The following is a 24,474-nucleotide window of genomic DNA, read 5'->3' on the forward strand; positions in this document are numbered from 1 at the left end:
CCGACGCCGTTTGGGCGCGCGTGGGGGCGAGGTTACGCCGGTTGCCGCAAGCGGGGGCTGATCCCCTCGAACGCGCACCGAAATGTTACCGATGCCCACAAAATCGGCAGTAGTAAACCGGTTTTTCGTACGCACGTACCTGACATAAAAAGCCGCTAGACCGCTCTATCACGAGGCATGGGGCGCAGTGGCGGAAATTGCTTGGCAGGCTTTGTGCTTACGCAATCAGCCGGCGCCGCTTCGCTTCGATGTGCCGCCGCTGATCCGTCGATACCTCCTTTGAGAGGACATAAAAAAATGCGAGTTGGAGAAAGTAGTAATGGCTGAACGCGAGACAGGAACCGTTAAGTGGTTCAATGATTCCAAAGGCTATGGCTTCATTCAGCGTGAAAGTGGCGCCGACGTGTTTGTTCACTACCGCGCGATTCGCGGCGAAGGCCACCGGTCCCTGAATGAAGGCGATCGCGTTGAGTTTGCTGTAATCGATGGTCAAAAGGGCCCGCAGGCCGAGGACGTAACCAAAGGCTGAATGCTCCGGTTACCCAACAAAAAGCCCCGCTCGTGCAGGGCTTTTTGATTTCAAACGTTAACAGCATCGCGGCTAAAGCCGCTCCCACAAGTTCTGCACCATCTGTAGGAGCGGCTTTAGCCGCGATCCCTGCAAACGACAGTCGTGGGAATCCGCTTCAACTGGTATGCCAGGTAATCTCTTCTTCCCCATCGGCGCTGATGCGAATCCAGCGATCAGCCTGTTCTTCTGCCTCTTCCTCACTCCAGCCACCCGGCGCGCACCGTACTTCCACGTTCAGCGCAGCGAAGGCGGCGCGGGCGCAGGCGAGGTCGTCGTCCCATGGGGTGATGTCGCTTTCCAGAAACAGGCTGTTCCACTTACCCACGGCTTTGGGCAGCCAGGTCACGGGGATCAGCCCTTCGCTGGTGGTGATGCTGCATTTGTAGGTCTGCCCCTGTTGCCGCCACGCTGAACACGGGCCCAGCGCCTTACTCAGCCAGTGGGTGATGGCGTTGTGGTCGGCGTCTTTTACATAGATTTCGATGTCGGGTTGGCGCATGGGGGTTCTCTCTAATTCAGGATTCGCCGCTCAGGCTTGGCGATCTAACTCAAACCAATCGTAGCGCATGGACACGGTGACTTTCAGCGCTGCGGCTACCACTGCTTCCCTGCGCTCGGCACTGGCGCGCCAGCCATGAGGCGTCATGGCCAGCAGGTCGGCGCGGGCCTGTTCGCTGTCCACGCTCAAGGTGAATTGCAGCGTTTCGCTGTGGGCGTGGCGCATGCCGTCGGGCACCAGGGCCAGGTGTTTTTCATCGCTGTAGTCACGCACCTGGTCGTAGAGCTTTTCGCGCAATTCCATCAGGTGCTCGTTGGTTGGGCCGATGCGCAGCAAGCCGCCGCCGGGGCTGAGCACGCGTTTGGCTTCTTGCCAGTCCAGTGGGCTGAATACGCTGATCAGCGCCTGGCAACTGGCATCGCCCAAGGGAATACGCGCCATGCTCGCCACCAGCCAGGTCAACTGCGGGCTGCGTTTGCACGCGCGCTTTACCGCCTCGCGGGAAATATCCAGCGCATAGCCATCGGCCGCCGGCACGGCGTCAGCGACCTGCGCGGTGTAATAGCCTTCGCCGCAGCCGATGTCCAGCCACTGCGTGGGCGCGCGTTCAGCCACCAATTCGGCGAGGCGTTTGGCCACCGGCGCGTAGTGCCCGCCGTCGAGAAAACGCCGACGCGCTTCGACCATGGCCTGGTTGTCGCCAGGGTCGCGGCTGTTTTTGTGCTGCACCGGCAACAGGTTCAGGTAACCCTGGCGTGCGCGGTCGAAACGGTGGTTCGCCGGGCAGGCGACCCCGTTATCAACCGCGTGCAGCGGCGCGCTGCAAATGGGACAGGCGAGCATCAGGCGAGCAGGTTGACGAGGGTTTGGTAGTAGATCTCGGTGAGGGTGTCGAGATCGCTGGCCAGTACCCGTTCGTTGATTTGGTGAATGGTGGCGTTGACCGGGCCGAGCTCCACCACCTGTGTGCCAAGGGTGGCGATAAAACGTCCATCAGACGTGCCGCCGCTGGTAGACGGCTTGGTGTCGCGGCCGGTAACCGACTTGATCGCTGCCGCCACGCCATCGAGCAAGTCGCCCGGTTCGGTAAGGAATGGCAAGCCCGACAGCGACCATTCCACATGCCAGTCCAGGCCGTGTTTATCGAGAATCACGGCCACGCGTTGCTGCAGCCCTTCAACGGTGGATTCGGTGGAAAAACGGAAATTGAACACCGCCTCCAGCTCGCCCGGAATGACGTTGGTGGCGCCGGTGCCGGCGTTGAGGTTGGAAATCTGGAAACTAGTCGGCGGGAAGAAGGTGTTGCCGTCATCCCAATGCTCGGCGGCTAATTCGCTTAGCGCCGGCGCGGCCAAGTGGATCGGGTTTTTCGCCAAGTGCGGATAGGCCACATGGCCTTGCACGCCGCGCACCGTGAGCTTGGCACCGAGCGAGCCGCGGCGGCCGTTCTTGACCACATCGCCCACTAAGGTAGTGCTCGACGGTTCGCCAACGATGCACCAGTCCAGGCGCTCGTTACGTGCCGCCAAACGCTCGACCACCGCTTTGGTGCCGTGGTGCGCCGGGCCTTCTTCGTCGCTGGTAATCAGAAAGGCGATGCGCCCTTTGTGGTTGGGGTAGTCCGCCACAAAGCGCTCCACGGCGATGATCATCGACGCCAGGCTGCCTTTCATATCCGCCGCGCCACGGCCGCAAAGCATGCCGTCTTCATCGACCTTGGCATCGAACGGCGCGTGCTGCCACGCCTGCAAGGGGCCGGTGGGCACTACGTCGGTGTGGCCGGCGAAACACAGCACCGGGCCTTCGCCGCCATGGGTTGCCCAGAAGTTATCGACGTCTTCGATGCGCATCGGCTCGATGGCAAAACCCAGCGCCCGCAGTCGCTCGATCATCACCGCCTGGCAATCGGCATCCACCGGGGTAACCGAGGGACGGCGGATCAGATCGCAAGCCAGTTGCAACGTGGGCGAAAGCGGGGACGAGACGACGGTCATGAAGCAGCTCCAACGGCGGCGTACGAATTGAGGGTGGGCATTCTAGCAATATCGAAGCGGAGTGCCTTGGGCAAAGCGTCGTGACCAGGCAGTCCGAGGTTCGGAGCAGGGACCTGTACGCTGCGCTGGCGCGGCGGTGGCACCGCTTTGATGCGGTCCGCCGCCACTGGCTATGGGTGGATTTGGTTTTGCCGATTTATAACGGGGTATCTGCTCCGCTATCGCTGTCGCTTTCCAGCAAGCCTTCCTTTACTTTGAAGTTCTTTTCGTCCCTCCCCAACATCTTTCCTAATTGGCTCAACACAAACTCGGTCGAGAGAGTCGGTTTGGCGGGATCTGACAGAATATAGACTTTGGTTTTAATGTCGGAACTAAAGTTCACTGCTATGCCAGATTCGTAGCGTAGGCCCTTGCGATCGCCTGAAAAAGTGATGTTGCTCGAAGGATGCGCGTCCTGTAGTCCGGCTATTTCGGATGCCGCTTTATCCCCTACAAGATTGACAATTACGTGGCTTCTATTTTTTCGTTCTTGATAGAGCCTTTGCTCGCCGTTCTGCTGATTATATTCAGGCAGTAACTTGAAAGGATGCGTAATTGACGCGCCTGCGTGGCTGGCTCTGGGTTGAATGAGTGACGGGAAGTATTCCTTGCCTGATTGTAGGTCCGTGAACATCGGCATGAGCTGATGAACTCGATCTTCGGGTATGTTTAGAAGCTCTTGTAAAGCAGGGTTCAGCGTTCCTTGATTGGAAACGGATGTCTTCAGATGATCCAATCCGAACAATCCAAGCGTCCCGGCGGCAATCTCGTCTCCGTCGGGCTTGATCCGGTTGGCCATGTCCAAGTTGCGTAGATGAAAAGAATCGCCATCATAAGCAGCTATACTTCCATTGTCCGTATACTCGTTACGAGTCCGACCTCCGTCGACAAAGGCTATTTGCGTGCCTGAGCTAATCGCATGAGAAGCCAATTGGTTGTACTCGTCGTTACCGGCTGCCGCGGTTGCTTCATTAAATAAATACTGCGCTTGGCGAAAACGTTCCGATGCAGCATCGCTAGGCTGAAAATTGGCAAGGTAAGTGTCCAGTGATGCCCATCCCGAGCTTTTTAACTCGTCGGCAAATGGCTTTATCTTTTCTTGCCAGTGTAGAACTCGCTCAAGGTGATCTGAAGAATCTCCTAGCTCTGGAAGCGTGGCGACAAGTTCCCCAGTCGAGGATATTTTTTTCGTCGCCATATAATGGCTGATGTTGGCGGCCTCTTGATCATGCAGCAGTTCGCTCAACGGCGGAGACTCAAGTACCAGTCGCTTGACCCTGTCTTCTGAAATAAGTTGCTTGGTCAGGAGTAACGCTTCGGGCAACAAATGGTATTCGCCTAGCAGCACGGGCCCAGTGTTTAACTGTTCGGCAATTACCAGTTTTACCTGATCAAGGTACTCTTTCGATTCAGGGCTTATCATTTGTTCTGCCCTGGCCTCAGCGATAAAATCCGCCGCGTGCGAGCGACCGGACGGGGGCGCTAGCGTTAGTGGATCGGGGGCAGTCGCCCTGTCTTTGCCAGCGCTTGGCTGGCTTATAGTCGCCGTTTTGTTCGTGCCTTCTTCTTGGGGGTGCTTGTTGGATGAGTGAATAAGGTCGCTATTAACCTGGATAGATTTGCTACCACGTTGGCTCCCTTCCTCTACGGGCGTTTGCGGGCTACCGACGTAAATCTTTTTAACTGAAATATCAGCTAGATCTGCATCTAGCTTAAGGGCCGCATGCGAAAGCAGGCGGTCTAACTTCGAACTGTCGCTGTTTTCGTTACCAAATAGGTAGGCTTTGGTAGGAAGGTGGTCGATGTTAAGCCTTGTTCCTGAGATGTACTCAAGGCCGTGGGTGTCGGAGGGCTTGAAAATTATACTGGTGGACGGGCGTTGTTCTACAATACGCTTGATGCGTTCGTCCGCGGCACCATCAGATGCGTCGATGATGACATGGCTTTTATTTGTTCGAGCCTTGTACTGTTGGTCTGCTGCCGTCTTCTTATAAGGGAAGGATAAGGACATCTCCGCTGTTTGATTGGCCATCGCGCCAAGGTGCGACCAAGGGAAGAAGTATTCGCCGGTTGTATGGTCATGATATAAAGCAAATGTTTCATGCACTCGATTCTGGGGGAAATTTAATGTTTGCTGCATGGCCGGTTGGAGTGTTCCATCGGTCCCTGCATAGGTTCTAGAGTGTTCGAGGCCAAACAATCCTAGTACACCAGGTTCGCTATATTTCTTCTCTCCACTGAGTTTTTTTGTCATATACGCATTGCGGACGGATAATTCGTCAAGGTTGTCTATTACATCGTCGTCCATATAACGACCGCCATCGATGAAATCCACATGAAGACCCGCTTTAATTGCCTCAGTCATTATTTGCAGTTGGGGGCCTTCCAACGCTTCTTCCAGGGATTTCAAGACGCTACGCTGGGCTTGGTCATAAAAGTCGGTGTGGCGCTGGTCTTCCGTAAAGCCGCTGAAATAGTCGTCGATCGATTCAAAACCTATTTCACGTATTGGCAATCTCGATCACTGGCACGCCATTGGCAGCACTGGCCACACTGCCGCCGCCGCTGCGATCCAGCAGAATCTCGGCGGCCGCCCAACTCGGCACGCCCGCCACTAGCAGAGAAAGCGCGAGGTGTTTAAGCGAAAACGCCGGCGGCTTGGCCTCAACCGAACTAGCAGCAGGCCCCTGCCGCTGCCCAGGTTTGCGCTGGGCAGTAGTGATTTCCGCAACGGGAATTAAAAAGCCCAGGGGCTTGCTGAAGACGAGGCGAAAGCAGTGTTTGTTCATGGCCGGGTCCGCAAATATTTGATTCCCCAGAACACTAAAGGAGGCTCAGCGATGCAGTTGCAGGACGGTTCCGGTTATGGCTTCAGTGCGCAGCGGCGACGATATGATCTTTCTGCGCGGACGTTAGGACGAATCGGCGAATGTAAAAAAGGCGACCCGAAGGTCGCCTTTTTTACAGGTCACTAAGTGCGGTTTAGTTACAGACGCGGATAGTCGATGTAACCCACCGGGCCGCTGCCGTAGAAGGTTTCCGGGTGCGGTTCGTTCAGCGGTGCATCTTGTTCCAAACGCGCTGGCAGATCCGGGTTGGCGATGAAGGGAATGCCAAACGCTACCGCGTCGGCGCCGCCGCTGGCGAGCAGGGCGTTGGCGCTTTCTTTGGTGAAGCGTTCGTTGGCGATAAACACGCCGCCGAAAGCTGCTTTCAGTTCGGCGCTGATGCTGTCTTCGCCTTGTTTCTCACGGGTGCAGATAAACGCGATGCCACGTTTGCCCAGCTCGCGAGCCACGTAGCTGAAGGTGGCCGAGCGGTTGGAGTCGCCCATGTCATGGCTGTCGGCGCGGGGTGCCAGGTGCATGCCCACGCGGCCCGGTTCCCATACCGACAACACGGCGTCGGTCACTTCGAGCATCAGACGCGCACGGTTTTCCAGGGAGCCGCCGTATTGGTCGGTGCGCTGATTGGTGCTGTCTTGCAGGAATTGGTCGAGTAGGTAGCCGTTGGCGCCGTGGATTTCCACGCCGTCAAACCCGGCGGCTTTGGCGTTCTCGGCGCCGTTGCGGTAGGCCTCGACGATGTCGGCAATTTCTTCGGTGGCCAGGGCACGCGGGGTGACGAAGTCTTTCAGCGGACGCACCAGGCTGACGTGGCCTTTAGGGGCGATGGCGCTCGGTGCTACCGGCAGTTCGCCGTCCAGGTAGCTGGGGTCGGAAACCCGGCCTACGTGCCACAGTTGCAGGAAAATTTTGCCGCCATTGGCGTGCACGGCCTTGGTGATATTGCTCCAGCCACGTACTTGCGCGTCGGACCAGATGCCGGGGGTGTTGGGGTAGCCAACACCCATCGGCGTAACCGAGGTGGCTTCGCTGAGGATCAGGCCAGCCGAGGAGCGCTGGGCGTAGTACTCGGCCATCATCGCGTTGGGCACGCGGCCTTCGTCGGCGCGGCAGCGGGTCAGCGGGGCCATAACGATGCGGTTTTTCAGTTGCAGGTCGCCAATGGTAATCGGGTCAAAAAGAGTCGCCATGAATACAGTCTCCAGTGGATCGTAAGTAATGAGTCAGTAAGGGGTAGGGCTTGGTTCGAACAACCGGGCTCAGTCGAGCACCGGCTGCAATTCGTTACGGGCGTTGTTGGTAAGTTGTGTGGCGATCAGGGCGACGACCGCCAGCGCGGCGGCGGCCAGCGGCACGTCGGTCAGGCCCATGCCGCGGCTGATGACCACGCCGCCCACCCAGGCGCCCAGTGCATTGCCCAGGTTGAAGGCGCCGATGTTCAGGGTGCTGATCAGGTTCGGCGCGTCTTTGCCAAAGGCCATGACGTTGATTTGCAGCGCGGGCACAGCGGCGAACGCCGCCATGGCCCAGAGAAACAAGGTGATCTCGGCGGGAATCAGCGCTCCAGCGGTAAAGCTGAACAGGCTGGCCAACACCGCCAGGCTGATGAATACGCCAGTCAGCGTTGTGCCCAGACGCCAGTCGGCCAGCTTGCCGCCGACAATGTTGCCGATGGTAAGGCCGAGGCCGATGAGCAGCAGGGTCCAGGTCACGCCAGTGGGCGAAACGCCGGTCACTTCGCCCAGCATCGGCGCGATATAGGTGAACAGGGCGAACACCGAGGCCGAGAAAAACACCGTGGTGCTCAATGCCAGCCACACCCCGGCGCCGCGCATGGCACGCAGTTCGCTGCGCAGGTCGGCTTTTTCCTGATCGTGTTGATGGGGCAGGGCGCGCCACAGGCCGATAAGGGCCACCACGCCAATGACGGTGACGGCCCAGAAGGTCGAGCGCCAGCCAGCGGCTTGGCCAAGGGCAGTGCCCAGCGGCACGCCGAGCACGTTGGCGAGGGTCAGACCGGTGAACATCAAAGCCACGGCCGAGGCGCGGCGGTTAGCCGGCACCAGGCTGGCGGCTACGACCGAACCGATACCAAAAAACGCGCCGTGGCACAGGGCGGTGATGATGCGGGCGATCATCAGCATCTGATAGTCAGCGGCGAGGGCGCAGAACAGGTTGCCGGCGATAAAGATGCCCATCAGGGCCAGCAAGGCGGCCTTGCGCGGCCAACTGGCGGTGACCATGGCCATGAACGGCGCGCCGATGGCCACGCCCAGGGCGTAACCGGTGACGAGCCAGCCAGCGCCGGGAATCGACACGCCAAGGTCGGCAGCGACATCGGGCAAAAGCCCCATGATCACGAACTCGGTGGTGCCGATGGCGAAGGCGGATAACGCCAGAACAATAAGTGCGAGGGGCATGTCGGGTGCTCCGGAAAAGGCGAGTGCGGCTGTGCTTAAAGCGCGTCGTGCAAATGGCTGATGAAGGCCTGGATCACGTCTTCATTACGTTTGAAGAAATTCCACTGGCCGACTTTCTGGCGAGTGACCAGGCGGGCGCGTTCCAGGCTGGCGAGATGGCCGGAAACGGTGGATTGCGACAGGCCGGTTTTGACATCGAACTTGCCGGCGCAGACGCCGATCTCGAACGGGTGATGTTCTTGCTCAACGAAATGGGTGTGCGGGTCTTTCAGCCACACCAGCATCTGGCGACGCACCGGATGGGCGAGGGCTTTGAAGATTTCATCGAGGTCGATTGGCATGGTCGTAACCGTCCGTTCGCTAAAGGTTGCCGGGTGTGTATCGGCGTGGGGCGAACTTTATATCGGTGTTTGCCGATATACAGATTGATCGTGGCGATAGTAGTCATCAGCCCGAGTGATCGGCGCAGCTGGGATTGATCCCCGTTCTGCCTCTACACTCGGCGTATGAATTACCTCGCACACCTTCATCTGGGCGGTGATCAGCCGGAACAACTGCTCGGCAGCCTGTACGGCGATTTCGTCAAAGGACCGCTGGCCGGCCGCTTTCCCGCGCCCATAGAGCGGGCGATCGCCGTGCACCGGCGAATCGACGCGTTCACCGACAGCCATCCCTTGGTTCTGCAAGCCAAAGCCCGCTTCCCGCAAGCGCGGCGGCGAACGGCGGGCATTCTGATTGACCTATTTTTTGATCACTGCCTGGCGCGCCATTGGCCGCGCTACGCCGACGAGCCGTTAGCCCAGTTCACTACTCGCGTGTACCACGTGCTGAGCAACGAGCCGGCTTTGCCCGAGCGCTTGGCCTATGTGGCACCACGCATGGCGGCGCAGGATTGGCTGGGCAGTTATGAAGAGTTCGAGGTGTTGCAACAGGTGGTGTCTGGCATGAGCCGACGCTTGTCACGCCCGCAGATGCTGGACGGCGCGATGGCGGAATTGCGTGAGTTGTATGAGCCGCTGACCGAGGATTTTCATGCGTTCTACCCCGAGTTGCAGGCGTTTGCGCGCCGGTTGTTGTAGGAGCCACCTTGGTGGCGAACCCCGCAAACGAACGTCGTGAACGGTGGTTGCAGGGTTCGCTAGCAAGCTAGCTCCTACGGGGCGATGTATCAGGCGGCGAGATTCGTGTCTTCCACATCCACCACCTCTACCTCACCAAACAGCGCCACGCCAATCGCCCGATGCGCCTGCCTGGCCAGCACGTTGCGTGAAGCCCCCAGCGTTTCAATCGGTTCCAACAAATGAATACGCACGCTGGCCACGTCGCTTGAGAGCAGGCGCAGCAGGTGCGAGACCAAATCGTCATCGCCAATGAACGGCGCAATTTCAACGTCTACCTGGTTCTCGCGCACATACCGGATGGCCACCGGTTGCAGCGGCGTGCCGGTTTCGATGGCGCTGCTCAGCAGGCGTCCGTGGAAGGTGCGCAGTTGGCGGCCGTCGGTGGTGGTGCCTTCCGGAAATATCAGCAGCGAGCGTTGCTGTTCCAAGTGCTCACGTAGTTGCTGACCCAGCAGGGCGCTGTCGCCTGAGCCGCGACGTATAAACAGCGTGCCGGCTTTTTTCGCCAGCCAGCCGGCGACCGGCCAGGTCCGCACCTCGGCTTTGGACAAAAACGACAGCGGTGCCAACATGCCCAGCAGCGGAATGTCGGTCCAGGAAATGTGGTTGCTGATCCACAGCATCGGCCGTTGCGGCAGGCTGCCAAGCACTTCTATCTGAAACGGCAATGCGCCGCTCAGACGCGCCAGAAACCAGCGGGTCAAGCGTTGGCGAATAGCACTTTCGTTGCGCAGGTGCAGGCGCTCCACCACGGTCATGGTGGTCGCCACCAGCAGGCCCAGGCCCACCGTGGCCAGCAACCTGGCGAGGCGCCCGTACAGGCGCAGTTTGCTCATCAGACCGCCGCCTTGAAGTGGCGGGCGTAGCGCGGGCAGAGCTCGTCGCGTTTGAGCAGAATGAACACATCGGCCACTTGGAAATCCTGGTCCCAGCACGGCTCGCCGCAAATTTTCGCGCCCAGACGCATATAGGCCTTGAGCAGCGGCGGCATCTCGGCGATGACGTTGCTCGGCACTTCCAGGCTCGGCAGCGGGGTTTTCGGTTCGGCGCGCAGGTGCTCGTTGCACAGGTAGCGTTCGCGCAGGCGCTGCATGATGGCCTGAGCCTGAATGCCGCCGTCTTGCATGGGAATGCTGGCGCAACCCATCAGGTAGCTGTAGCCGCCTTCGTTGAGCACTTCGGCTAATTCGCTCCACAGCACGGCGATGGTGCCGCCGTTGCGGTAAGCCGGGTCTACGCAGGTGCGACCAATTTCCAGCACCGGGCCTTGCAGATGCGCCAGGCCGTGCAGGCTGAATTCTTCTTCACTGTAAAAGCGCCCCAAGCTGCGGGCGGCGTTGTGGTCGAGCAACCGGGTGGTGGCCACCAGCTTGCCGGTGTTCAGGTCACGCACGCCGATGTGGGCGCAGTGGCCATCGTAATCGTCCATGTCCAGACCCAATTCGGCGCCTTTGAGCTTGGCGTCGAACTCTTTGCTGAATACGCTGAAGCGCAAAGCCTGGGCTTCACGCAGGGCACGAGGGCCGACCAGGCGCTCGGCTTGCAGGCGGCGTTCGGCAGTGGTGTCACGAGTGCGGGCGATTGTAGACATCGAGTAGCCTCCATAAGCCGGCTTGATTGGGTTGCAGCCGGTCGACCTTGTTGGGCAAGCTCAGGCTAGGAACACCCGGTGTCATCACCATGAATCTTTAGTGATGCTTGCATGACAATGAACGAGGACGCGCTTATGTACTGGCAACGACTGCTCGGCTGCACCGAGCGCCTGCCGGCAACCGCTGGTTTGGAAGAGTGGTACGCCGCTTTGTTGGCAAACGTGGGCGAGGGCGTGTCGCCGTTCGAGTTGGCGCTACTCGGCGGACGGCTAGCCGCTACCCCCGGCTTGGCGTTTCTGGCCGGTTACCAAGGCGCACTGCGCGCGCTGTGGCCGTCGGCGCCGTGGACCTTGGGCGCCTTGTGCGTCACGGAAAACCGCAGCGTGCGCCCCGCTGACATGCAGGTGCGCCTCGATGGCTTGAGCCTCAGCGGGCGCAAAGATTTCGTTACTGCCGCCGATGCAGCCGACTGGTTGCTGGTCGCCGCCCGCAGCGACTTGCCCGGCAACACGCCGCAAGTGGCCGTGTGCGTGGCCTACAACGGCGCGCCGGGCGTGCGCGTGGAAATGCTGCCGCCGTTGTCGCTGATGCCGGACGTCAGCCATGGTCGCCTGCACCTTGAAGGCGCGCAGTGCGAGCGCTTGCCGGGCGATGGCTGGGACGCTTACGCCAAACCCTTCCGCTCCCTGGAAGATTTACATGTGCTGACCGCCCTGGCCGCCTGGCTGTATGGCATTGGCGTCGACAACGCTTGGCCGCAAGCACTCAAGCTGCGCTTGTTGGCATTGCTGAGCAGTGGCGCTGAAGTGTCGCGCCAAGGCATGAACGAGCCCGCTACGCATCTGCTGCTGGCCGGTTTGTTCGAGCAATTCAACAGCCTGCGCGGCGACATCGACGCCGCCATGGCCGGTGGCGATCCGCATTGGCAACACCTGTGGAAGCGCGACGCTGGCTTGTTGGAAATCGCCCGCACTGCCCGCGAAAAGCGTCTGAGCAATGCGCTGTCCAGCTTGGCCGCACGGGCCTGACGTATCGCGCCGAACCGCCGCCATCTGCGGCACGTTCGGCGCTATTTGCGTTCATCGGCCGCGTGCTAGGGTTGGCGCCTTCGCCAACAAGAGGCCGTCCAATGCCCGTTCCTGCCTTACGCCGTTTAAGCCTTGCGCTCGGCTTGCTTTGCTTCATCCCTCACGGCTTCGCCGAAACCTGGCCGGCGGCCGACTGGGCGATGACGCCCGCCGCCGCCAGCCCAGCCATCGAAGCACTCGAAACCTACGCCTTTCCCACCCGCGACGATGACAGCCGCAAGGGCATTCGCACCGACGCGCTGCTGGTGATTCGCGATGGTCAGATTATTTACGAACGCTACGCCGGGCCGACCAAAGCCAGCACTCCACACTTGGCGTGGTCGGTGAGCAAAAGCATCCTGGCCACGACCCTCGGCGTGGCGTATGGCAAGGGCTTGTTCAAACTGGATGACCCGGCGGCCAAGTTCTATCCGCCCATGAACGCGCACCCGCAGGTGAAGATCGGGCACCTGTTGAATTGGGCTTCGGGCCTGGGTTGGCAGGAAGGCTACGAGTACGCCCCGGTGCGCTCCAGCGTGGTCGCAATGCTCTACACCCATGGCCGTAGCGACATGGCCGCGTTTGCCGCCAGCTTCGATCAGGCCGCCACGCCCGGCACGCGCTTCCTCTATTCCAGCGGCGACGCCAATCTGCTCGCCGCCGCCTTGCGCGGCATGGTCGGGGATGAGGCGTACAAGGATTATCCGTGGACCGCTTTGTTCGAGCCGCTGGGCATCACCAGCGCCGTGTGGGAAACCGACGCCAGCGGCACGTTCGTGGGTTCGTCTTATGCCTACCTGACTGCCCGCGACCTGGCGCGCATCGGCCTGCTGATGCAGCGCGACGGCCGTTGGGGCGATCAGCAAGTGCTGCCCAAAGCCTGGGTGGACTTCAACCGCACGCCATTCGCCAACTACCAGCCGTCGAAGGAAACCGAAGGCGATGCGGTGCCCGGCGGGCAGTGGTGGCTGAACGTCGCCGTGCCTGGCGCTGCCAAGCCCTGGCCGGATGCGCCGGACGACACCTTCGCCGCGCTCGGCCATTGGGGCCAGGCGCTGTACGTACTGCCGGCGCAAAAGCTGGTGGTGGTGCGTTATGCCGATGATCGCGACAAAACCTATTCCCATAACGAACTGTTGAAACGGGTTGAGGCGGCCTTCGCGCCGACCGCTCAAACCGCTGCGGAGGCCAAGTGATGAGCAGCTTTATCAAGCGTCGCCCGTTCAGCAGCGTGCTGTTGCTGATTGGGCTGGCACTGGCCGCGTTGGCCTGGCAGAACCGCGTTCACCTGGCAGCGTTTCCCGGCATCATCGGCGCGCTGTCGGCCAAGGAATATTGCTCGTGCCGCTACGTGATGGATAACCCGGCGCAGTACTGCCTGGCTTATGTGAAGCAGTACATTCCCATTAGTGGGTTCTTCGACGACGAAGCCAACAAGCGGGTAACCGCGCGCGGCCTGGGCAGCACGCAAACCGCCGCCTGGCAAGGGCCGCGCCAGGGCTGCCAGCTGTTGCCAAAGGCTGATTCGCTGCCGCAATCCTGAACCGAACCGGGGTTTGCAGGTCAGTGTGAGGCGGTTAAGGTGCCGCCTCACACTCTTGCTCGGAGCCCCAATGCGTACGCTGTTCACCTGTGCAATTGCCGCCTTTGTTCTCACCGCGCTGACGCCGGCCCAGGCCGATTGGTATTTGGATAACGAGTCCTCGCGGCTGTCGTTTATTTCCACCAAGAACGGCAAGTTGTCGGAGGTGCATCGCTTTCTGACGCTGCACGGGCAAATCGACGAAACCGGCAAGGCTAATCTGCGAGTGGAATTGGATTCGGCCAGCACCGGCATTCCGCTGCGCGATGAGCGTTTGCGCACCTTGTTGTTCGACACGCAGCGCTTCCCCGAAGCCTTGGTGAACGCGCAACTCGACCTCGCGCCCATCGCCAACCTGGCCCCCGGTGCGCAGTTGGAATTGCGCTTGCCGTTGACGGTCGAACTGCATGGCCAGACCCAGGCCTATAGCGCTGAGCTGCTGGCGACGCGCCTGGATGAACAGCGTTTCCAAGTGGTTACTCTGGCGCCGTTGGTGCTGCAGGTTGAAGACTTTGGCCTGGCCGACGGGCTGGAAGGCCTGCGCAAGGCGGCTGGCGTTTCCACCATCAGTTGGTCGGTGCCGGTGGGCGCTGTGCTGATCTTCACCGCGCGTTAAGGCGTTTTCCTTTTTGAATCAGGAGTTGAGCGTGGTGCGAGCGCGAAGGATGCAGAGCTGATGCCGGGGCGTATCTATCCTTGGCGCACCGACAACGGCTTCGAGTTGTTGGTGGACGGGCCACAATTTTTCCCGCGCATGTTCGCGTGCATCGACCGCGCCCAGCGCCAGGTGGAGCTTGAGCTTTACCTGGTCGAGTCGGGCGCCTGCGTCGACCAGATGGTGCAAACGCTATGTGCCGCTGCGGCGCGTGGCGTTCAAGTGCGCTGCTTGTTCGACGGCTTCGGCAGTTCGGCGCTTTCGGCGGTCGATCGCGAGCGCCTGGTGCAGGCCGGCATCGAGCTGCGCTTTTATAACCCGATCAAAATCTGGCGCTGGCAGCGCAACCTGTATCGCGACCATCGCAAGCTGTTGCTGGTCGACGGTGCCGTTGCGTTTGTGGGCGGCACGGGCGTGACCGACGCTTTCTGGACGCCCGGCGAGCCGACCAGCGCGTGGCATGAGGTGATGGTAGAAATCACCGGGCCATTGGTGCAGGACTGGCAAACGCTGTTCGAACAGCAATGGGCAGCCAATCCGCAAAACCGCGCCTGGCTGCCATTTTCCCCGGGGCCGCGTCCGCGTTTGCCGGTATTACCCGTCGGCGGCGCCGGGCTTGGCCGCGTGGCGTATGCCAATGCCATGCAGCACAGCGACATCGTGCAATCGCTGGTGCGCGCCTTGAACAGCGCACAACGGCGCATTTGGCTGGCCACGCCATATTTTCTGCCGAGCTGGAAAGTCCGCCGTTCGCTGCGCAAGGCCGCACAGCGCGGCGTCGACGTGCAGCTGCTGCTCACTGGCCGACAAACCGACAACCCGCCGGTGCGCTTCGCCGGCCAGCGCTACTACCCGAAGCTGTTACGCGCCGGGGTGAAAATCTTTGAATACCAGCCGTGCTTCCTGCACCTGAAAATGGTGCTGGTGGACGACTGGACCAGCATTGGCTCGTGCAACTTCGATCACTGGAACCTGCGCTTCAATCTGGAAGCGAACCTGGAGGCCGTTGAGCCGCCGCTGACCGAGGCGGTGGTGCAGAGTTTTCTCAACGACTTTGGCCAGAGTCGCGAAATAACCATGGACCTGTGGAAGTCGCGGCCGTTGTGGAAGCGCATGCAGCAGCGGTTGTGGGGGTGGTTGGATAGGTTGGTGGTGAATGTGTTGGATCGGCGCAAGTAGCGGAGGGCCAATCGAGGCTGAAGCCTCTCCTACAGATGGCGTGTTTATTTTTAGCCTCGAGGCTGCAAACAGTGGAACCCAGCCTTTTGTCGGGTGCCTTCAGCGGGGCACCTCGCTAGTCTCATCGCCATAACCATAAGAGGAATGCGCGCTTGAGCCGACATCACCCGCTGCTTGTTTTGCTGCTGCTGTGCCTCGCCGGTTGCTCCTCGCCCGGCGCCTTCCTGAATACCAATGACGGCCCGTTGTTCACGCCCCATTCCCCCGAGGAAGACCTTGCGCTGGTGTATCTCTATCGCCCGCAAAGCGATTGGGCGGACCAGGAGCTGGAAGCGCCCGGCCTGTTTCTGAACAAACGCCTGATCGGCAGCCTGCCGAGCAACAGCTACCTGGTGCTGGAACTGGACGTGGCCAGTTATCCCGTGGAAATGCGCCGACCGTTATTCGGCTCGTTCTGGACGGCGCTGGCCGACGGCATGCTCGATTTCAATCGCATCGCCGGTTTCAATTTGGATGTAGGCGCGGGCGGCACCTACTACCTGCGCTATGACGAGCTCAATCCGCCGCCCCTCGGCGAGGGTGTGGCCACGCTGGGGGACGGGCCGTTGCAACTGGTGCCGGCAAGCCTGGCGGAAAAGGAGATCGTGGCCACCCATGAGTTCCAGCCGCCGCAGCGCTTTGCCATGGAGCCATCGCCGGGTTTCTGGGGCGCGTTGGGTTTCGGCGAGCAGTGATTCGGTAGTAGTCGCCTATTACCTGTTCGCCACGCGGCGCGGCAATACTGGCTGGGTTGGCATGCATCTGCCCTTTCCCCTGCTGGAGATACCCCGATGGCCGCGAAGAAAATTCTCATGCTGGTTGGCGATTACGTCGAAGACTACGAAGTGATGGTGCCGTTTCAGGCGCTGCAGATGGTGGGGCACACCGTGCACGCCGTATGCCCAGACAAAACCGCCGGGCAAAGCGTGCGCACCGCCATTCACGATTTCGAAGGGGATCAGACCTACAGCGAAAAGCCGGGCCACAACTTTGGCCTGAATTTCGACTTCGCCAAGGTCAAGGCCAAAGACTACGACGCGCTGGTGGTGCCGGGCGGGCGTTCGCCGGAATACCTGCGGCTAAACAAGAAGGTGCTGGATCTGGTGAAAGCCTTCGACAAAGCCGGCAAGCCGATTGCCGCCGTGTGCCATGGTGCGCAATTGCTGGCGGCGGCCGGCATTCTCAAGGGTCGCGAATGCAGCGCTTACCCGGCCTGCGCGCCGGAAGTGAAGCTGGCCGGCGGCACCTATGTGGAGATTGCCGTGGACCACGCGCACATCGAAGGCAACCTGGTGACAGCGCCTGCGTGGCCGGCGCACCCGAACTGGCTGGCGGGCTTTCTGCTGCTATTGGGCACCACCATCACGCTGTAAGCTCAGGTTTTTCAGGCTCGGCGTTTGCCGTCGAGCCTCGCCAATTCAGGAGCAGGGCGCATGTGCGAGCTCTACGTCAAAGCCGATCCCATCCTCTACGAATCGCGTTCGCGCTCGCTGCGTATTTGCGGCGTGGTGACCACGTTGAGACTGGAGAACCAGTTCTGGGACATCCTTTCTGAAATCGCGGCAGTCGATGGCATGTCCACCAACCAGCTGATCAGCAAGCTGTATGAAGAGGTGATGGATTACCGCGGCGAGGTGGTGAACTTCGCGTCGTTTCTGCGGGTGAGTTGCTGCCGTTATCTGGCGCAGCCGCAGGAGAAGCGGGCACCGTTGGCGTTGGTGGCGAGTCGGTCTTGAGCTGCCGGTGAATGCAAAAAGCATCGCGGCTAAAGCCGCTCCTACGGGTTCTGTAGGAGCGGCTTTAGCCGCGATGCTTTTCAATAGTTATGTGAGCCTAAACCTGGCCGATGTAAGCCATCACTTACAAGAACCCGCCGATGGCTTACTTTTGTAGGACAATCACCAGTACAAGGTGACCACGGTCGCAGCCGCTTGGGTGCCTTTCACTTCGCTGACAGCGTTGCTGGAAAGGGGGGCTTCGGAACGCACGCCGTTGCTTTCACGGTCAACACGGAAGCTGTTGATGCCGTCGCAGTTCTGGTTTTCAACACGCAGGGACTGGCCGTTGGCGTTGCTGCTGAGTGCGCAGCTGGAGGTAATGGTGATGCCGACCGCCAGATTGCCCGAGGCCTGGCCTGCCTGGGCTTGAGCGCCCATGAACAGCAGTGCAGCGGCGGTAACGAGGGAAGCAAAACGACTGGTGCGGTTCATACTGTTCGCTCAATGTGATGGTTCGGGTTGACTGCACTCAGGCAGCAAAGCGTTTACAACCATCCGTAGCGAGCCGGTTCCTAAACCCGGCGATGCGCGCATATTCCGTCATTTCCTTGGGTGGCGATCCTACCTACAGCGATGTCAGCCTGCCACTACCGTCTGTAAGACATTCGCCATAGTGTCGCGTACGACATCACCTATGTCGCTTTTCTCACACTTTTCTGGCGCCAAAAAAATACCCAGCGCTTGGCCGGGTATTTTTCCTTCCTTTAACGATTCAGCAGCGGCTTAAATTTCGACCGCCAGGCTGTCACTTATCTTCTTCTGCCAGATAGCCGGTCCTGTGATGTGCACCGACTCGCCGTTGGTGTCGACCGCCACTGTTACCGGCATGTCTTTCACCTCGAACTCGTAAATCGCTTCCATGCCCAGTTCGGCGAACGCCAGTACTTTGGACTTCTTGATCGCTTGCGCCACCAGATAAGCGGCGCCGCCGACGGCCATCAGGTACACGGCTTTGTTGTCTTTGATTGCCTCGATGGCAATCGGGCCGCGCTCGGATTTACCGATCATGCCCAGCAGGCCGGTTTGTTCGAGAATCTGACGGGTGAACTTGTCCATCCGCGTTGCCGTGGTTGGACCGGCCGGGCCTACGACTTCGTCGCCGACCGGATCAACCGGGCCGACGTAATAGATGAAGCGACCTTTTAGGTCCACTGGCAGGCTTTCGCCTTTGTTGAGCATTTCCACCATGCGCTTGTGCGCGGCGTCGCGGCCGGTGAGCATTTTGCCGTTGAGCAACACGGTTTCGCCCGGCTTCCAGCTCTGTACGTCTTCGGGTGTCAGGGTGTCGAGGTCGACGCGGCGGGCCGACGGGCCAGCTTCCCAGACGATTTCCGGGTAGGCGTCCAGCGGTGGCGCTTCGAGCGACGCTGGGCCGGAACCGTCGAGCACAAAGTGCGCGTGACGGGTGGCGGCGCAGTTAGGGATCATGCACACCGGCAGCGAGGCGGCGTGAGTCGGGTAATCCATGATCTTCACGTCGAGCACGGTGGTCAGGCCGCCCAGGCCTTGAGCGCCAATACCCAGTTGGTTGACCTTCTCGAACAGCTCGAGGCGCATTTCTTCCAGCTTGTTCTGCGGGCCACGAGCTTTGAGCTCGTGAATGTCGATGGACTCCATCAACACTTCTTTGGCCATTACGGCCGCTTTCTCGGCGGTGCCGCCGATGCCAATGCCGAGCATGCCGGGTGGGCACCAGCCCGCGCCCATGGTCGGCACGGTTTTCAATACCCAGTCGACGATGGAGTCGGACGGGTTGAGCATGGCCATCTTCGATTTGTTTTCAGAGCCGCCGCCTTTGGCCGCCACGTCCACTTCCACGGTATTGCCGGGAACGATGGAATAGTGGATGACCGCCGGGGTGTTGTCCTTGGTGTTTTTACGCGCGCCTGCCGGGTCGGCGAGGATGGATGCGCGCAGCACGTTTTCCGGCAGGTTGTAGGCGCGACGCACGCCCTCGTTGATCATGTCGTCCAGGCCCATGGTGGCGCCGTCCCAGCGCACGTCCATGCCCACACGTACGAATACGGTGACGATGCCGGTGTCCTGGCAGATCGGCCGATGGCCGGTGGCGCACATGCGCGAGTTGATCAGAATTTGCGCCATGGAATCACGGGCCGCTGGCGATTCTTCGCGCAGGTAGGCTTCGTGCATCGCTTGGATGAAGTCCACGGGGTGGTAATAAGAAATGAACTGTAAAGCGTCGGCGACGCTCTGAATCAGGTCGTCTTGCTTGATCACGGTCATGCAGCGCGCTCCTCTCTAAACACGGGAACATCTAAGCGCGCAGGGCTAGGCCCGGCAGGCTCGGTAAGGCAAAAAAGGCGCGGCAGTATAACGCGCAGGGCGTTGTTGGCGCACCCGCTGACGATAGACCTTGGTCGATTAACGCACGTGTTGGTGTACTAGGTTTTTTGCCTTGAGCTAGGTACAGTGACGGCACGATGCCAGTACGGGACGGAGCCCATGAGCAGCGCCACTAAAAAGGGGACACAGAAAGCCCTGCAGAGCCTGCTACTGAAGCGGTTTGGCATGGCGGCGGCTACTTATGGACTGGCACTGCTGTTGTTCGGCCTGCTGGTAGCGGGCGGCCAATACTCTGCCGAACCCGGCGCTGCGCTGATTTGCGCCGGCATGGTGATTGTCAGCCAACTGATTTTCTTCGCCATCTTCATCAGCGGCATCAACCTTCGCTTTAACGACCCCAGCCTCACCGCGCCTCAGGTGCTCGTCGCCCTGAGCATGCACACTTACCTCATGTACAACCTGCACACCGCGCGCGGCACGATGCTGGTGTTCTATCTATTGATTCTGATGTTCGGGGTGTTCCAACTGGCGCCCCGGGTGTTTGCGCGCTGCGCCGCGTTCGCGTTTTTTGGTTTCGCCAGCGTGAATTTGTGGGACGCCTACCAGATGCGTCTGCCCGACCCGAAACTGGCGTTGCTGCAAGTGGGCGTGCTGTTGGTGACGTTGGTCTGGTTCAGCCTGTTCGCCGGCTATGTGCAGGCGCTGCGCCAACGCATGCGCCAACGCCGCTTCGCCTTGCAAGCTCACCAGGACACCTTGCGCGGCATGATGCGTCAGCTTGAAGACCTGGTAGCCACCGACGAGCTCACCGGCCTGTTCAACCGCCGTCATTTCTTGCGCCTGGCAGCCCGTGAATTGGCCAGCCTCAGCCCTGGCATGCAACACGGCCTGGCACTGATCGACCTCGACCACTTCAAACGCATCAACGACCAACACGGCCACGCCAGCGGCGACCGCGTGCTGCAAACCTTCGCCACGGTGGCACAAGCCTGCCTGCGCGACGGCGATGTGCTGGCGCGCTACGGCGGCGAAGAGTTTGTGCTGTTGTTGCCGTGCACCGACGCCGACCAACTCACCGCGTGCTGCGAGCGCCTGCGTGAGGCATTTGCCAACGCGGAACCGGTGGGCTTGAAAGTGAAGAGCATCAGCTTGTCCGCCGGCATGACCTTGCTTGAAGCCGGCGACGACCTCGACGAAGCCCTGCACCGCGCCGATCAGGCGCTATACCGCGCCAAGCACAGCGGCCGCAATTGCTGCCACGCGGCGTGGGAGAACAGCGGTGCCTGAACTGAAGGTGGCCGGGCAGGCGTACCCGTTAACCGCTGGCAGTAATTTGTTGGATGCCTTGCTCGGAGCCGGCATTGCCGTGCCATACAGCTGCCGCGCCGGCAGTTGTCATGCGTGCATGGTGCGCTGCGTTGGCGGCGAACCGCTGGACGCCAAACCCGAAGCATTGACCGCCGCCCAGCGTGAGCAAGGCTGGCGGTTGGCCTGCCAGTGCCGAGTAGTGGACGACCTCAGCGTTGAGGTGTACGACCCGCTGCGCGACGGTCTGCCCGCCACCGTGGCGCAGCTCGATTGGCCCAGCGCCACGGTGCTGCGCCTGCGGCTGGTGCCGGAGCGCCCGCTGCGCTATCGCGTGGGCCAGCATGTGTTGCTGTGGACGGCCTCGGGCATTGCCCGGCCGTATTCGCTGGCTAGCGTGGCGGGTGAAGATCCTTGGCTGGAGTTTCACATCGACTGTCGTCAGCACGGCGCGTTTAGCGACGCGGCGCGGCAGTTGCAGGCGGGCGACATGTTGCGCTTGGGCGAACTGCGCGGCGGCGCCTTGCACTATGACCCGGACTGGCAGCAACGCCCGCTGTTGCTGATGGCGGCGGGCACCGGTTTGGCTCCGCTGTATGGCGTATTGCGCGAAGCGTTACGCCAAAACCATGAGGGCGCGATCCGGCTGATGCATGTGGCCGCCAACGCCGAGGCGCATTACCTGACGAGCGAATTGAACGCCCTCGCTGATGCCCATCCGCAGCTCGAAATTCAGCTGGTGAATGCGGCAGAGTTGCCAGCCGCTTTGGCCGAACTACGCCTTGTTTCACGGCAAACCCTCGCCTTACTCTGCGGCCAGCCGGCCGTTGTCGAAACCTTCTCGCGCCGGCTCTACCTGGCAGGTTTGCCGCGCAGCCAACTGTACGCGGACCTGTTCTTGCCCCATGCGTGAGGATGGTTATGAGCGAACATGTACTGGTCGAGCGCGAAGCGGGTCTGCTGACCCTGCGCCTGCACCGTCTGGATAAAAAGAACGCGCTCACCCGCGCCATGTACAGCCGCATGGCCGAAGTTCTGGAAGAAGCCGACGCCGATTCGAGCATTCGTGCCGTGCTGATTTGCGGTGGTGAAGACTGCTTCACCAGCGGCAATGACATCGCCGATTTCCTGCAAGAGCCACCCACCGGCATGGACAGCCCGGTGTTCTTTTTTATGCGCGCCTTGTTTGAAATGAAAAAGCCCGTGGTGGCAGCCGTGGCCGGCCCGGCTGTTGGCATCGGCACCACGTTGCTGCTGCACTGCGACCTGGTGTACGTCAGCCAGGACGCCGTGTTGAAAATGCCGTTCGTGGCGTTGGGCTTGTGCCCTGAATACGGCTCCAGCCTGATCCTGCCGCAAATGCTCGGCCACGCCAAAGCTGCCGAATTGTTGCTGCTGGGCCAGTCTTTTAGTGGCGAACAAGCTGCCGCGTGGGGCATTGCCAACGAAGCGTTGAAAGATGGCGCGGCGACGCTGGCTCGCGCTAAAGAAATGGCCATGCGCTTCCTGCAACTGCCGCCCAAAGCGGTGGAAGACAGCAAAGGCCTGATGCGCAAACCGGGAAGGGAACAGCTGAGAAAGGTGATCGAGGAGGAGGGCGCTTTATTCAACCAGCGCCTGCGGTCACCGGAAGCGATTGAAGCGTTGTCGGCGTTTATGCAGCGGCGCAAACCGGATTTTTCCAAGTTCGCGTGAGGGCACCGCACCTTCCAAACCCGTAGGAGCCAGCTTGCTGGCGAACCCTGCAAACGACGCTAATCGGCGTCGCCTGATGGATTCGCCAGCAAGCTGGCTCCTACAAATCATGATCTGAGGCGATGCTTTAAAGATCAAAAACATCGCGGCTAAAGCCGCTCCCACAGGGTTGCATCGTGCCTTTAGCAACCGAGATTTACGGGGCTAAGGCCAGGCAAGGCGCCCCGCAGCTTTTAAGCGCAGCGTACTGATGTACGTGAGCATTAAAAGCGAGGACGTAACGCCGCCTGGCCGACGACCCGGAAATCGGCGCCGGGAGAGTCTCAGACCTGCGGTTCGCCCACGTGCAAAATCTTCATCGAGTTCGTGCCACCGGTGGTGTGGTAGCTGTCGCCCTTGGTGAGAATCACCCAATCCCCTGGCTGTACCACGCCGCGTTTCACCAACTCTTCAATCGCCGCTTCACTGATCTTGTTCGCCGGCAGCGCTGCCGGGTCGAACGGTACGGTGTACACGCCGCGAAACATGGCCACGCGGGCTTGGGTTTCGCGGTGTGGGGTAAAGGCGAAAATCGGTACCTGGGAACGCAGGCGCGACATGATCAGCGGGCTGTAGCCGCTTTCGGTCAGCGCGATGATCGCTTTCACGCCCGGGAAATGGTTGGCGGTGTACATGGCAGCCAGCGCTACGCTTTCATCGCAACGCTCGAAGGTGTGGCCCAGGCGGTGGCTGGAGCGCTTGTTGGTCGGGTGCTTTTCAGCGCCCAGACACACGCGGGCCATGGCCTTGACGGCTTCGATCGGGTACATGCCGGCGGCGCTTTCGGCCGACAGCATCACGGCGTCGGTGAAGTCCAGCGCGGCGTTGGCCACGTCCGAGACTTCGGCGCGCGTTGGCATCGGGCTGCTGATCATCGACTCCATCATTTGCGTGGCGGTGATCACCGCTTTGTTCAAGCGACGCGCGTGCAGAATGATTTTCTTCTGAATGCCGACCAGCTCGGCATCGCCGATTTCCACGCCCAGATCGCCACGGGCCACCATCACGGCGTCACTGGCGCGAATCAGGCCATCCAGGGTTTCGTCGTCGGCCACCGCTTCGGCGCGTTCGATTTTCGCCACCAGCCAGGCGGTGCCACCGGCTTCGTCACGCAGACGGCGGGCCAGTTCCATGTCGGCGGCATCACGCGGGAAGGAGACGGCGAGGTAGTCCAGCTCCATCTCGGCAGCCAGCTTGATGTCGGCTTTGTCTTTGGCGGTCAGGGCCGGCGCGGTCAGGCCGCCGCCACGACGGTTGATGCCTTTGTGGTCCGACAGCGGGCCGCCGATCAGCACGCGGCAGTGCAATTCGTCAGCGGTGGTGGATTCCACCAGCATCACCACACGACCGTCGTCGAGCAGCAGCTCGTCGCCGGTTTTGCAGTCTTTGATCAGGTCCGGGTAGTCGATACCGACCACTTCTTGCGTGCCGGCATCGCGCGGGTGGGTGACGGAGAAGCGGAAGCTGTCGCCTTCTTTGAGTTCGATGCGCTTGTCGGCGAATTTGGCGATACGGATTTTCGGGCCTTGCAGGTCGCCGAGCAGTGCCACGAAACGACCGTGCTTGGCGGCGATTTCACGAACCAGGATGGCGCGCGCTTTGTGTTCGTCGGGGGTGCCGTGGGAGAAGTTCAGGCGACAGACGTCGACGCCCGCGAGAATCAATTGTTCCAACACTTCCGGGGAATTGCTGGCGGGACCGAGGGTGGCGACGATTTTGGTGCGGCGAAAGGTCATGCGAAAGACTCCG

27 protein-coding genes are annotated in these 24,474 nt (G+C 60.7%); 14 read left to right on the plus strand and 13 right to left on the minus strand.

Annotated features, from left to right (window positions below; translation table 11 throughout):
• Positions 1-319: 319 nt before the first annotated feature.
• Entirely contained in the window at positions 320-529 is a 210-nt protein-coding gene (locus AC0IW7_RS18190) for a cold shock domain-containing protein (protein ID WP_110616040.1), read from the plus strand.
• A gap of 157 nt (positions 530-686) precedes the next feature.
• On the opposite strand, the gene AC0IW7_RS18195 is transcribed toward AC0IW7_RS18190, so the two are convergent.
• The 5 genes from AC0IW7_RS18195 to AC0IW7_RS18215 form a co-directional block, all read right to left on the minus strand.
• Complete coding sequence (locus AC0IW7_RS18195; protein ID WP_471819865.1) at positions 687-1,070, minus strand: hypothetical protein; 384 nt, start codon at positions 1,068-1,070, stop codon at positions 687-689.
• A gap of 30 nt (positions 1,071-1,100) precedes the next feature.
• Positions 1,101-1,913 (minus strand): putative RNA methyltransferase, encoded by an 813-nt coding sequence (locus tag AC0IW7_RS18200; protein WP_471819866.1) that lies wholly within the window; start codon positions 1,911-1,913, stop codon positions 1,101-1,103.
• On the minus strand, positions 1,913-3,064 hold the full coding sequence (gene dapE / locus AC0IW7_RS18205; protein ID WP_471819868.1) for a succinyl-diaminopimelate desuccinylase: 1,152 nt from the start codon (positions 3,062-3,064) through the stop codon (positions 1,913-1,915). Before dapE ends, AC0IW7_RS18200 begins: the two co-directional genes overlap by 1 nt.
• A gap of 196 nt (positions 3,065-3,260) precedes the next feature.
• On the minus strand, positions 3,261-5,618 hold the full coding sequence (locus AC0IW7_RS18210) for a hypothetical protein (protein ID WP_471819870.1): 2,358 nt from the start codon (positions 5,616-5,618) through the stop codon (positions 3,261-3,263).
• A complete protein-coding gene (locus AC0IW7_RS18215) occupies positions 5,605-5,892 on the minus strand; it encodes an ESPR-type extended signal peptide-containing protein (RefSeq protein WP_471819872.1) in 288 nt (95 codons plus the stop codon). Before AC0IW7_RS18215 ends, AC0IW7_RS18210 begins: the two co-directional genes overlap by 14 nt.
• A gap of 51 nt (positions 5,893-5,943) precedes the next feature.
• On the opposite strand from AC0IW7_RS18215, the gene AC0IW7_RS18220 reads away from it, so the two are divergent.
• Positions 5,944-6,078 (plus strand): hypothetical protein, encoded by a 135-nt coding sequence (locus AC0IW7_RS18220; protein WP_471819873.1) that lies wholly within the window; start codon positions 5,944-5,946, stop codon positions 6,076-6,078.
• 11 nt (positions 6,079-6,089) lie between these two features.
• Here AC0IW7_RS18220 and AC0IW7_RS18225 read toward each other — a convergent pair whose 3' ends face one another.
• The 3 genes from AC0IW7_RS18225 to AC0IW7_RS18235 all read right to left on the minus strand — a co-directional run bounded on the left by AC0IW7_RS18225 (position 6,090) and on the right by AC0IW7_RS18235 (position 8,710).
• Positions 6,090-7,139 (minus strand): alkene reductase, encoded by a 1,050-nt coding sequence (locus AC0IW7_RS18225; RefSeq protein WP_471819874.1) that lies wholly within the window; start codon positions 7,137-7,139, stop codon positions 6,090-6,092.
• Between the two features lie 69 nt (positions 7,140-7,208).
• On the minus strand, positions 7,209-8,369 hold the full coding sequence (locus tag AC0IW7_RS18230; protein WP_463381925.1) for an MFS transporter: 1,161 nt from the start codon (positions 8,367-8,369) through the stop codon (positions 7,209-7,211).
• A 35-nt stretch (positions 8,370-8,404) separates the two neighbouring features.
• The gene (locus AC0IW7_RS18235) at positions 8,405-8,710 is read right to left on the minus strand and encodes an ArsR/SmtB family transcription factor (RefSeq protein WP_471819875.1); all 306 of its coding nucleotides are present in this window, start codon (positions 8,708-8,710) and stop codon (positions 8,405-8,407) included.
• A gap of 165 nt (positions 8,711-8,875) precedes the next feature.
• Between AC0IW7_RS18235 and AC0IW7_RS18240 the strand changes: the two genes are divergently transcribed.
• Positions 8,876-9,448, plus strand: a complete 573-nt coding sequence (locus tag AC0IW7_RS18240; RefSeq protein WP_471819877.1) for an acyl carrier protein phosphodiesterase — start codon at positions 8,876-8,878, stop codon at positions 9,446-9,448.
• A gap of 89 nt (positions 9,449-9,537) precedes the next feature.
• Here AC0IW7_RS18240 and AC0IW7_RS18245 read toward each other — a convergent pair whose 3' ends face one another.
• Together AC0IW7_RS18245 and olsB are read right to left on the minus strand one after the other, a co-directional pair.
• Positions 9,538-10,326 (minus strand): lysophospholipid acyltransferase family protein, encoded by a 789-nt coding sequence (locus AC0IW7_RS18245; protein WP_471819878.1) that lies wholly within the window; start codon positions 10,324-10,326, stop codon positions 9,538-9,540.
• The gene (gene olsB / locus AC0IW7_RS18250) at positions 10,326-11,081 is read right to left on the minus strand and encodes an L-ornithine N(alpha)-acyltransferase (RefSeq protein WP_122451943.1); all 756 of its coding nucleotides are present in this window, start codon (positions 11,079-11,081) and stop codon (positions 10,326-10,328) included. The genes AC0IW7_RS18245 and olsB overlap by 1 nt, the downstream gene beginning before the upstream one ends.
• A 135-nt stretch (positions 11,082-11,216) precedes the next feature.
• Between olsB and AC0IW7_RS18255 the strand changes: the two genes are divergently transcribed.
• The 8 genes from AC0IW7_RS18255 (at position 11,217) to AC0IW7_RS18290 (ending at position 17,340) form a co-directional block, all read left to right on the plus strand.
• On the plus strand, positions 11,217-12,110 hold the full coding sequence (locus AC0IW7_RS18255; protein WP_471819879.1) for an acyl-CoA dehydrogenase middle domain-containing protein: 894 nt from the start codon (positions 11,217-11,219) through the stop codon (positions 12,108-12,110).
• 101 nt (positions 12,111-12,211) lie between these two features.
• Positions 12,212-13,345 carry a serine hydrolase domain-containing protein gene (locus tag AC0IW7_RS18260; protein ID WP_471819881.1) on the plus strand — a complete coding sequence of 378 codons (1,134 nt, stop codon included), beginning with the start codon at positions 12,212-12,214 and terminating at the stop codon, positions 13,343-13,345.
• Positions 13,345-13,692, plus strand: a complete 348-nt coding sequence (locus AC0IW7_RS18265) for an amidase (RefSeq protein WP_471819883.1) — start codon at positions 13,345-13,347, stop codon at positions 13,690-13,692. Before AC0IW7_RS18260 ends, AC0IW7_RS18265 begins: the two co-directional genes overlap by 1 nt.
• Positions 13,693-13,762: 70 nt before the next feature.
• On the plus strand, positions 13,763-14,347 hold the full coding sequence (locus AC0IW7_RS18270) for a YceI family protein (protein WP_471819884.1): 585 nt from the start codon (positions 13,763-13,765) through the stop codon (positions 14,345-14,347).
• Positions 14,348-14,407: 60 nt separating this feature from the next.
• Entirely contained in the window at positions 14,408-15,565 is a 1,158-nt protein-coding gene (locus AC0IW7_RS18275) for a phospholipase D-like domain-containing protein (RefSeq protein WP_471819885.1), read from the plus strand.
• 152 nt (positions 15,566-15,717) lie between these two features.
• Positions 15,718-16,299, plus strand: coding sequence for a DUF2846 domain-containing protein (locus tag AC0IW7_RS18280; protein WP_471819886.1), 582 nt, complete (start codon positions 15,718-15,720; stop codon positions 16,297-16,299).
• Positions 16,300-16,395: 96 nt separating this feature from the next.
• Positions 16,396-16,977: a DJ-1/PfpI family protein gene (locus AC0IW7_RS18285; RefSeq protein WP_122492690.1), complete on the plus strand. Its 582-nt coding sequence runs from the start codon at positions 16,396-16,398 to the stop codon at positions 16,975-16,977.
• Between the two features lie 60 nt (positions 16,978-17,037).
• Positions 17,038-17,340 (plus strand): ribbon-helix-helix domain-containing protein, encoded by a 303-nt coding sequence (locus AC0IW7_RS18290; protein ID WP_471819887.1) that lies wholly within the window; start codon positions 17,038-17,040, stop codon positions 17,338-17,340.
• Positions 17,341-17,502: 162 nt separating this feature from the next.
• Here AC0IW7_RS18290 and AC0IW7_RS18295 read toward each other — a convergent pair whose 3' ends face one another.
• Positions 17,503-17,814, minus strand: coding sequence for a hypothetical protein (locus tag AC0IW7_RS18295; RefSeq protein ID WP_471819888.1), 312 nt, complete (start codon positions 17,812-17,814; stop codon positions 17,503-17,505).
• Between the two features lie 291 nt (positions 17,815-18,105).
• On the minus strand, positions 18,106-19,626 hold the full coding sequence (locus AC0IW7_RS18300; RefSeq protein WP_122492688.1) for a fumarate hydratase: 1,521 nt from the start codon (positions 19,624-19,626) through the stop codon (positions 18,106-18,108).
• Between the two features lie 219 nt (positions 19,627-19,845).
• Between AC0IW7_RS18300 and AC0IW7_RS18305 the strand changes: the two genes are divergently transcribed.
• The 3 genes from AC0IW7_RS18305 to AC0IW7_RS18315 are packed head-to-tail and all read left to right on the plus strand — an operon-like array spanning position 19,846 to position 22,686.
• Positions 19,846-20,973 (plus strand): GGDEF domain-containing protein, encoded by a 1,128-nt coding sequence (locus AC0IW7_RS18305; RefSeq protein WP_471819889.1) that lies wholly within the window; start codon positions 19,846-19,848, stop codon positions 20,971-20,973.
• The gene (locus AC0IW7_RS18310) at positions 20,966-21,904 is read left to right on the plus strand and encodes an iron-sulfur-binding ferredoxin reductase (protein WP_471819890.1); all 939 of its coding nucleotides are present in this window, start codon (positions 20,966-20,968) and stop codon (positions 21,902-21,904) included. The genes AC0IW7_RS18305 and AC0IW7_RS18310 overlap by 8 nt, the downstream gene beginning before the upstream one ends.
• Positions 21,905-21,912: 8 nt before the next feature.
• Complete coding sequence (locus tag AC0IW7_RS18315) at positions 21,913-22,686, plus strand: enoyl-CoA hydratase-related protein (RefSeq protein WP_471819892.1); 774 nt, start codon at positions 21,913-21,915, stop codon at positions 22,684-22,686.
• A 323-nt stretch (positions 22,687-23,009) separates the two neighbouring features.
• Here the strand turns inward: AC0IW7_RS18315 and pyk are convergent, their stop codons facing one another.
• Complete coding sequence (gene pyk, locus AC0IW7_RS18320) at positions 23,010-24,461, minus strand: pyruvate kinase (RefSeq protein ID WP_471819894.1); 1,452 nt, start codon at positions 24,459-24,461, stop codon at positions 23,010-23,012.
• Positions 24,462-24,474: the final 13 nt, after the last annotated feature.

This window comes from Pseudomonas sp. AC229 (genome assembly GCF_979254655.1).

Excerpts from the sequence above, each read along its gene's own strand:
- AC0IW7_RS18190 (WP_110616040.1), top strand. The coding sequence starts at position 320 with ATGGCTGAACGCGAGACAGGAACCGTTAAGTGGTTCAATGATTCCAAA.
- AC0IW7_RS18195 (WP_471819865.1), bottom strand. The coding sequence starts at position 1,070 with ATGCGCCAACCCGACATCGAAATCTATGTAAAAGACGCCGACCACAAC.
- AC0IW7_RS18200 (WP_471819866.1), bottom strand. The coding sequence starts at position 1,913 with ATGCTCGCCTGTCCCATTTGCAGCGCGCCGCTGCACGCGGTTGATAAC.
- dapE (WP_471819868.1), bottom strand. The coding sequence starts at position 3,064 with ATGACCGTCGTCTCGTCCCCGCTTTCGCCCACGTTGCAACTGGCTTGC.
- AC0IW7_RS18215 (WP_471819872.1), bottom strand. The coding sequence starts at position 5,892 with ATGAACAAACACTGCTTTCGCCTCGTCTTCAGCAAGCCCCTGGGCTTT.
- AC0IW7_RS18220 (WP_471819873.1), top strand. The coding sequence starts at position 5,944 with ATGCAGTTGCAGGACGGTTCCGGTTATGGCTTCAGTGCGCAGCGGCGA.
- AC0IW7_RS18225 (WP_471819874.1), bottom strand. The coding sequence starts at position 7,139 with ATGGCGACTCTTTTTGACCCGATTACCATTGGCGACCTGCAACTGAAA.
- AC0IW7_RS18230 (WP_463381925.1), bottom strand. The coding sequence starts at position 8,369 with ATGCCCCTCGCACTTATTGTTCTGGCGTTATCCGCCTTCGCCATCGGC.
- AC0IW7_RS18235 (WP_471819875.1), bottom strand. The coding sequence starts at position 8,710 with ATGCCAATCGACCTCGATGAAATCTTCAAAGCCCTCGCCCATCCGGTG.
- AC0IW7_RS18240 (WP_471819877.1), top strand. The coding sequence starts at position 8,876 with ATGAATTACCTCGCACACCTTCATCTGGGCGGTGATCAGCCGGAACAA.
- AC0IW7_RS18245 (WP_471819878.1), bottom strand. The coding sequence starts at position 10,326 with ATGAGCAAACTGCGCCTGTACGGGCGCCTCGCCAGGTTGCTGGCCACG.
- olsB (WP_122451943.1), bottom strand. The coding sequence starts at position 11,081 with ATGTCTACAATCGCCCGCACTCGTGACACCACTGCCGAACGCCGCCTG.
- AC0IW7_RS18255 (WP_471819879.1), top strand. The coding sequence starts at position 11,217 with ATGTACTGGCAACGACTGCTCGGCTGCACCGAGCGCCTGCCGGCAACC.
- AC0IW7_RS18260 (WP_471819881.1), top strand. The coding sequence starts at position 12,212 with ATGCCCGTTCCTGCCTTACGCCGTTTAAGCCTTGCGCTCGGCTTGCTT.
- AC0IW7_RS18265 (WP_471819883.1), top strand. The coding sequence starts at position 13,345 with ATGAGCAGCTTTATCAAGCGTCGCCCGTTCAGCAGCGTGCTGTTGCTG.
- AC0IW7_RS18270 (WP_471819884.1), top strand. The coding sequence starts at position 13,763 with ATGCGTACGCTGTTCACCTGTGCAATTGCCGCCTTTGTTCTCACCGCG.
- AC0IW7_RS18275 (WP_471819885.1), top strand. The coding sequence starts at position 14,408 with ATGCCGGGGCGTATCTATCCTTGGCGCACCGACAACGGCTTCGAGTTG.
- AC0IW7_RS18285 (WP_122492690.1), top strand. The coding sequence starts at position 16,396 with ATGGCCGCGAAGAAAATTCTCATGCTGGTTGGCGATTACGTCGAAGAC.
- AC0IW7_RS18290 (WP_471819887.1), top strand. The coding sequence starts at position 17,038 with ATGTGCGAGCTCTACGTCAAAGCCGATCCCATCCTCTACGAATCGCGT.
- AC0IW7_RS18295 (WP_471819888.1), bottom strand. The coding sequence starts at position 17,814 with ATGAACCGCACCAGTCGTTTTGCTTCCCTCGTTACCGCCGCTGCACTG.
- AC0IW7_RS18300 (WP_122492688.1), bottom strand. The coding sequence starts at position 19,626 with ATGACCGTGATCAAGCAAGACGACCTGATTCAGAGCGTCGCCGACGCT.
- AC0IW7_RS18305 (WP_471819889.1), top strand. The coding sequence starts at position 19,846 with ATGAGCAGCGCCACTAAAAAGGGGACACAGAAAGCCCTGCAGAGCCTG.
- AC0IW7_RS18315 (WP_471819892.1), top strand. The coding sequence starts at position 21,913 with ATGAGCGAACATGTACTGGTCGAGCGCGAAGCGGGTCTGCTGACCCTG.
- pyk (WP_471819894.1), bottom strand. The coding sequence starts at position 24,461 with ATGACCTTTCGCCGCACCAAAATCGTCGCCACCCTCGGTCCCGCCAGC.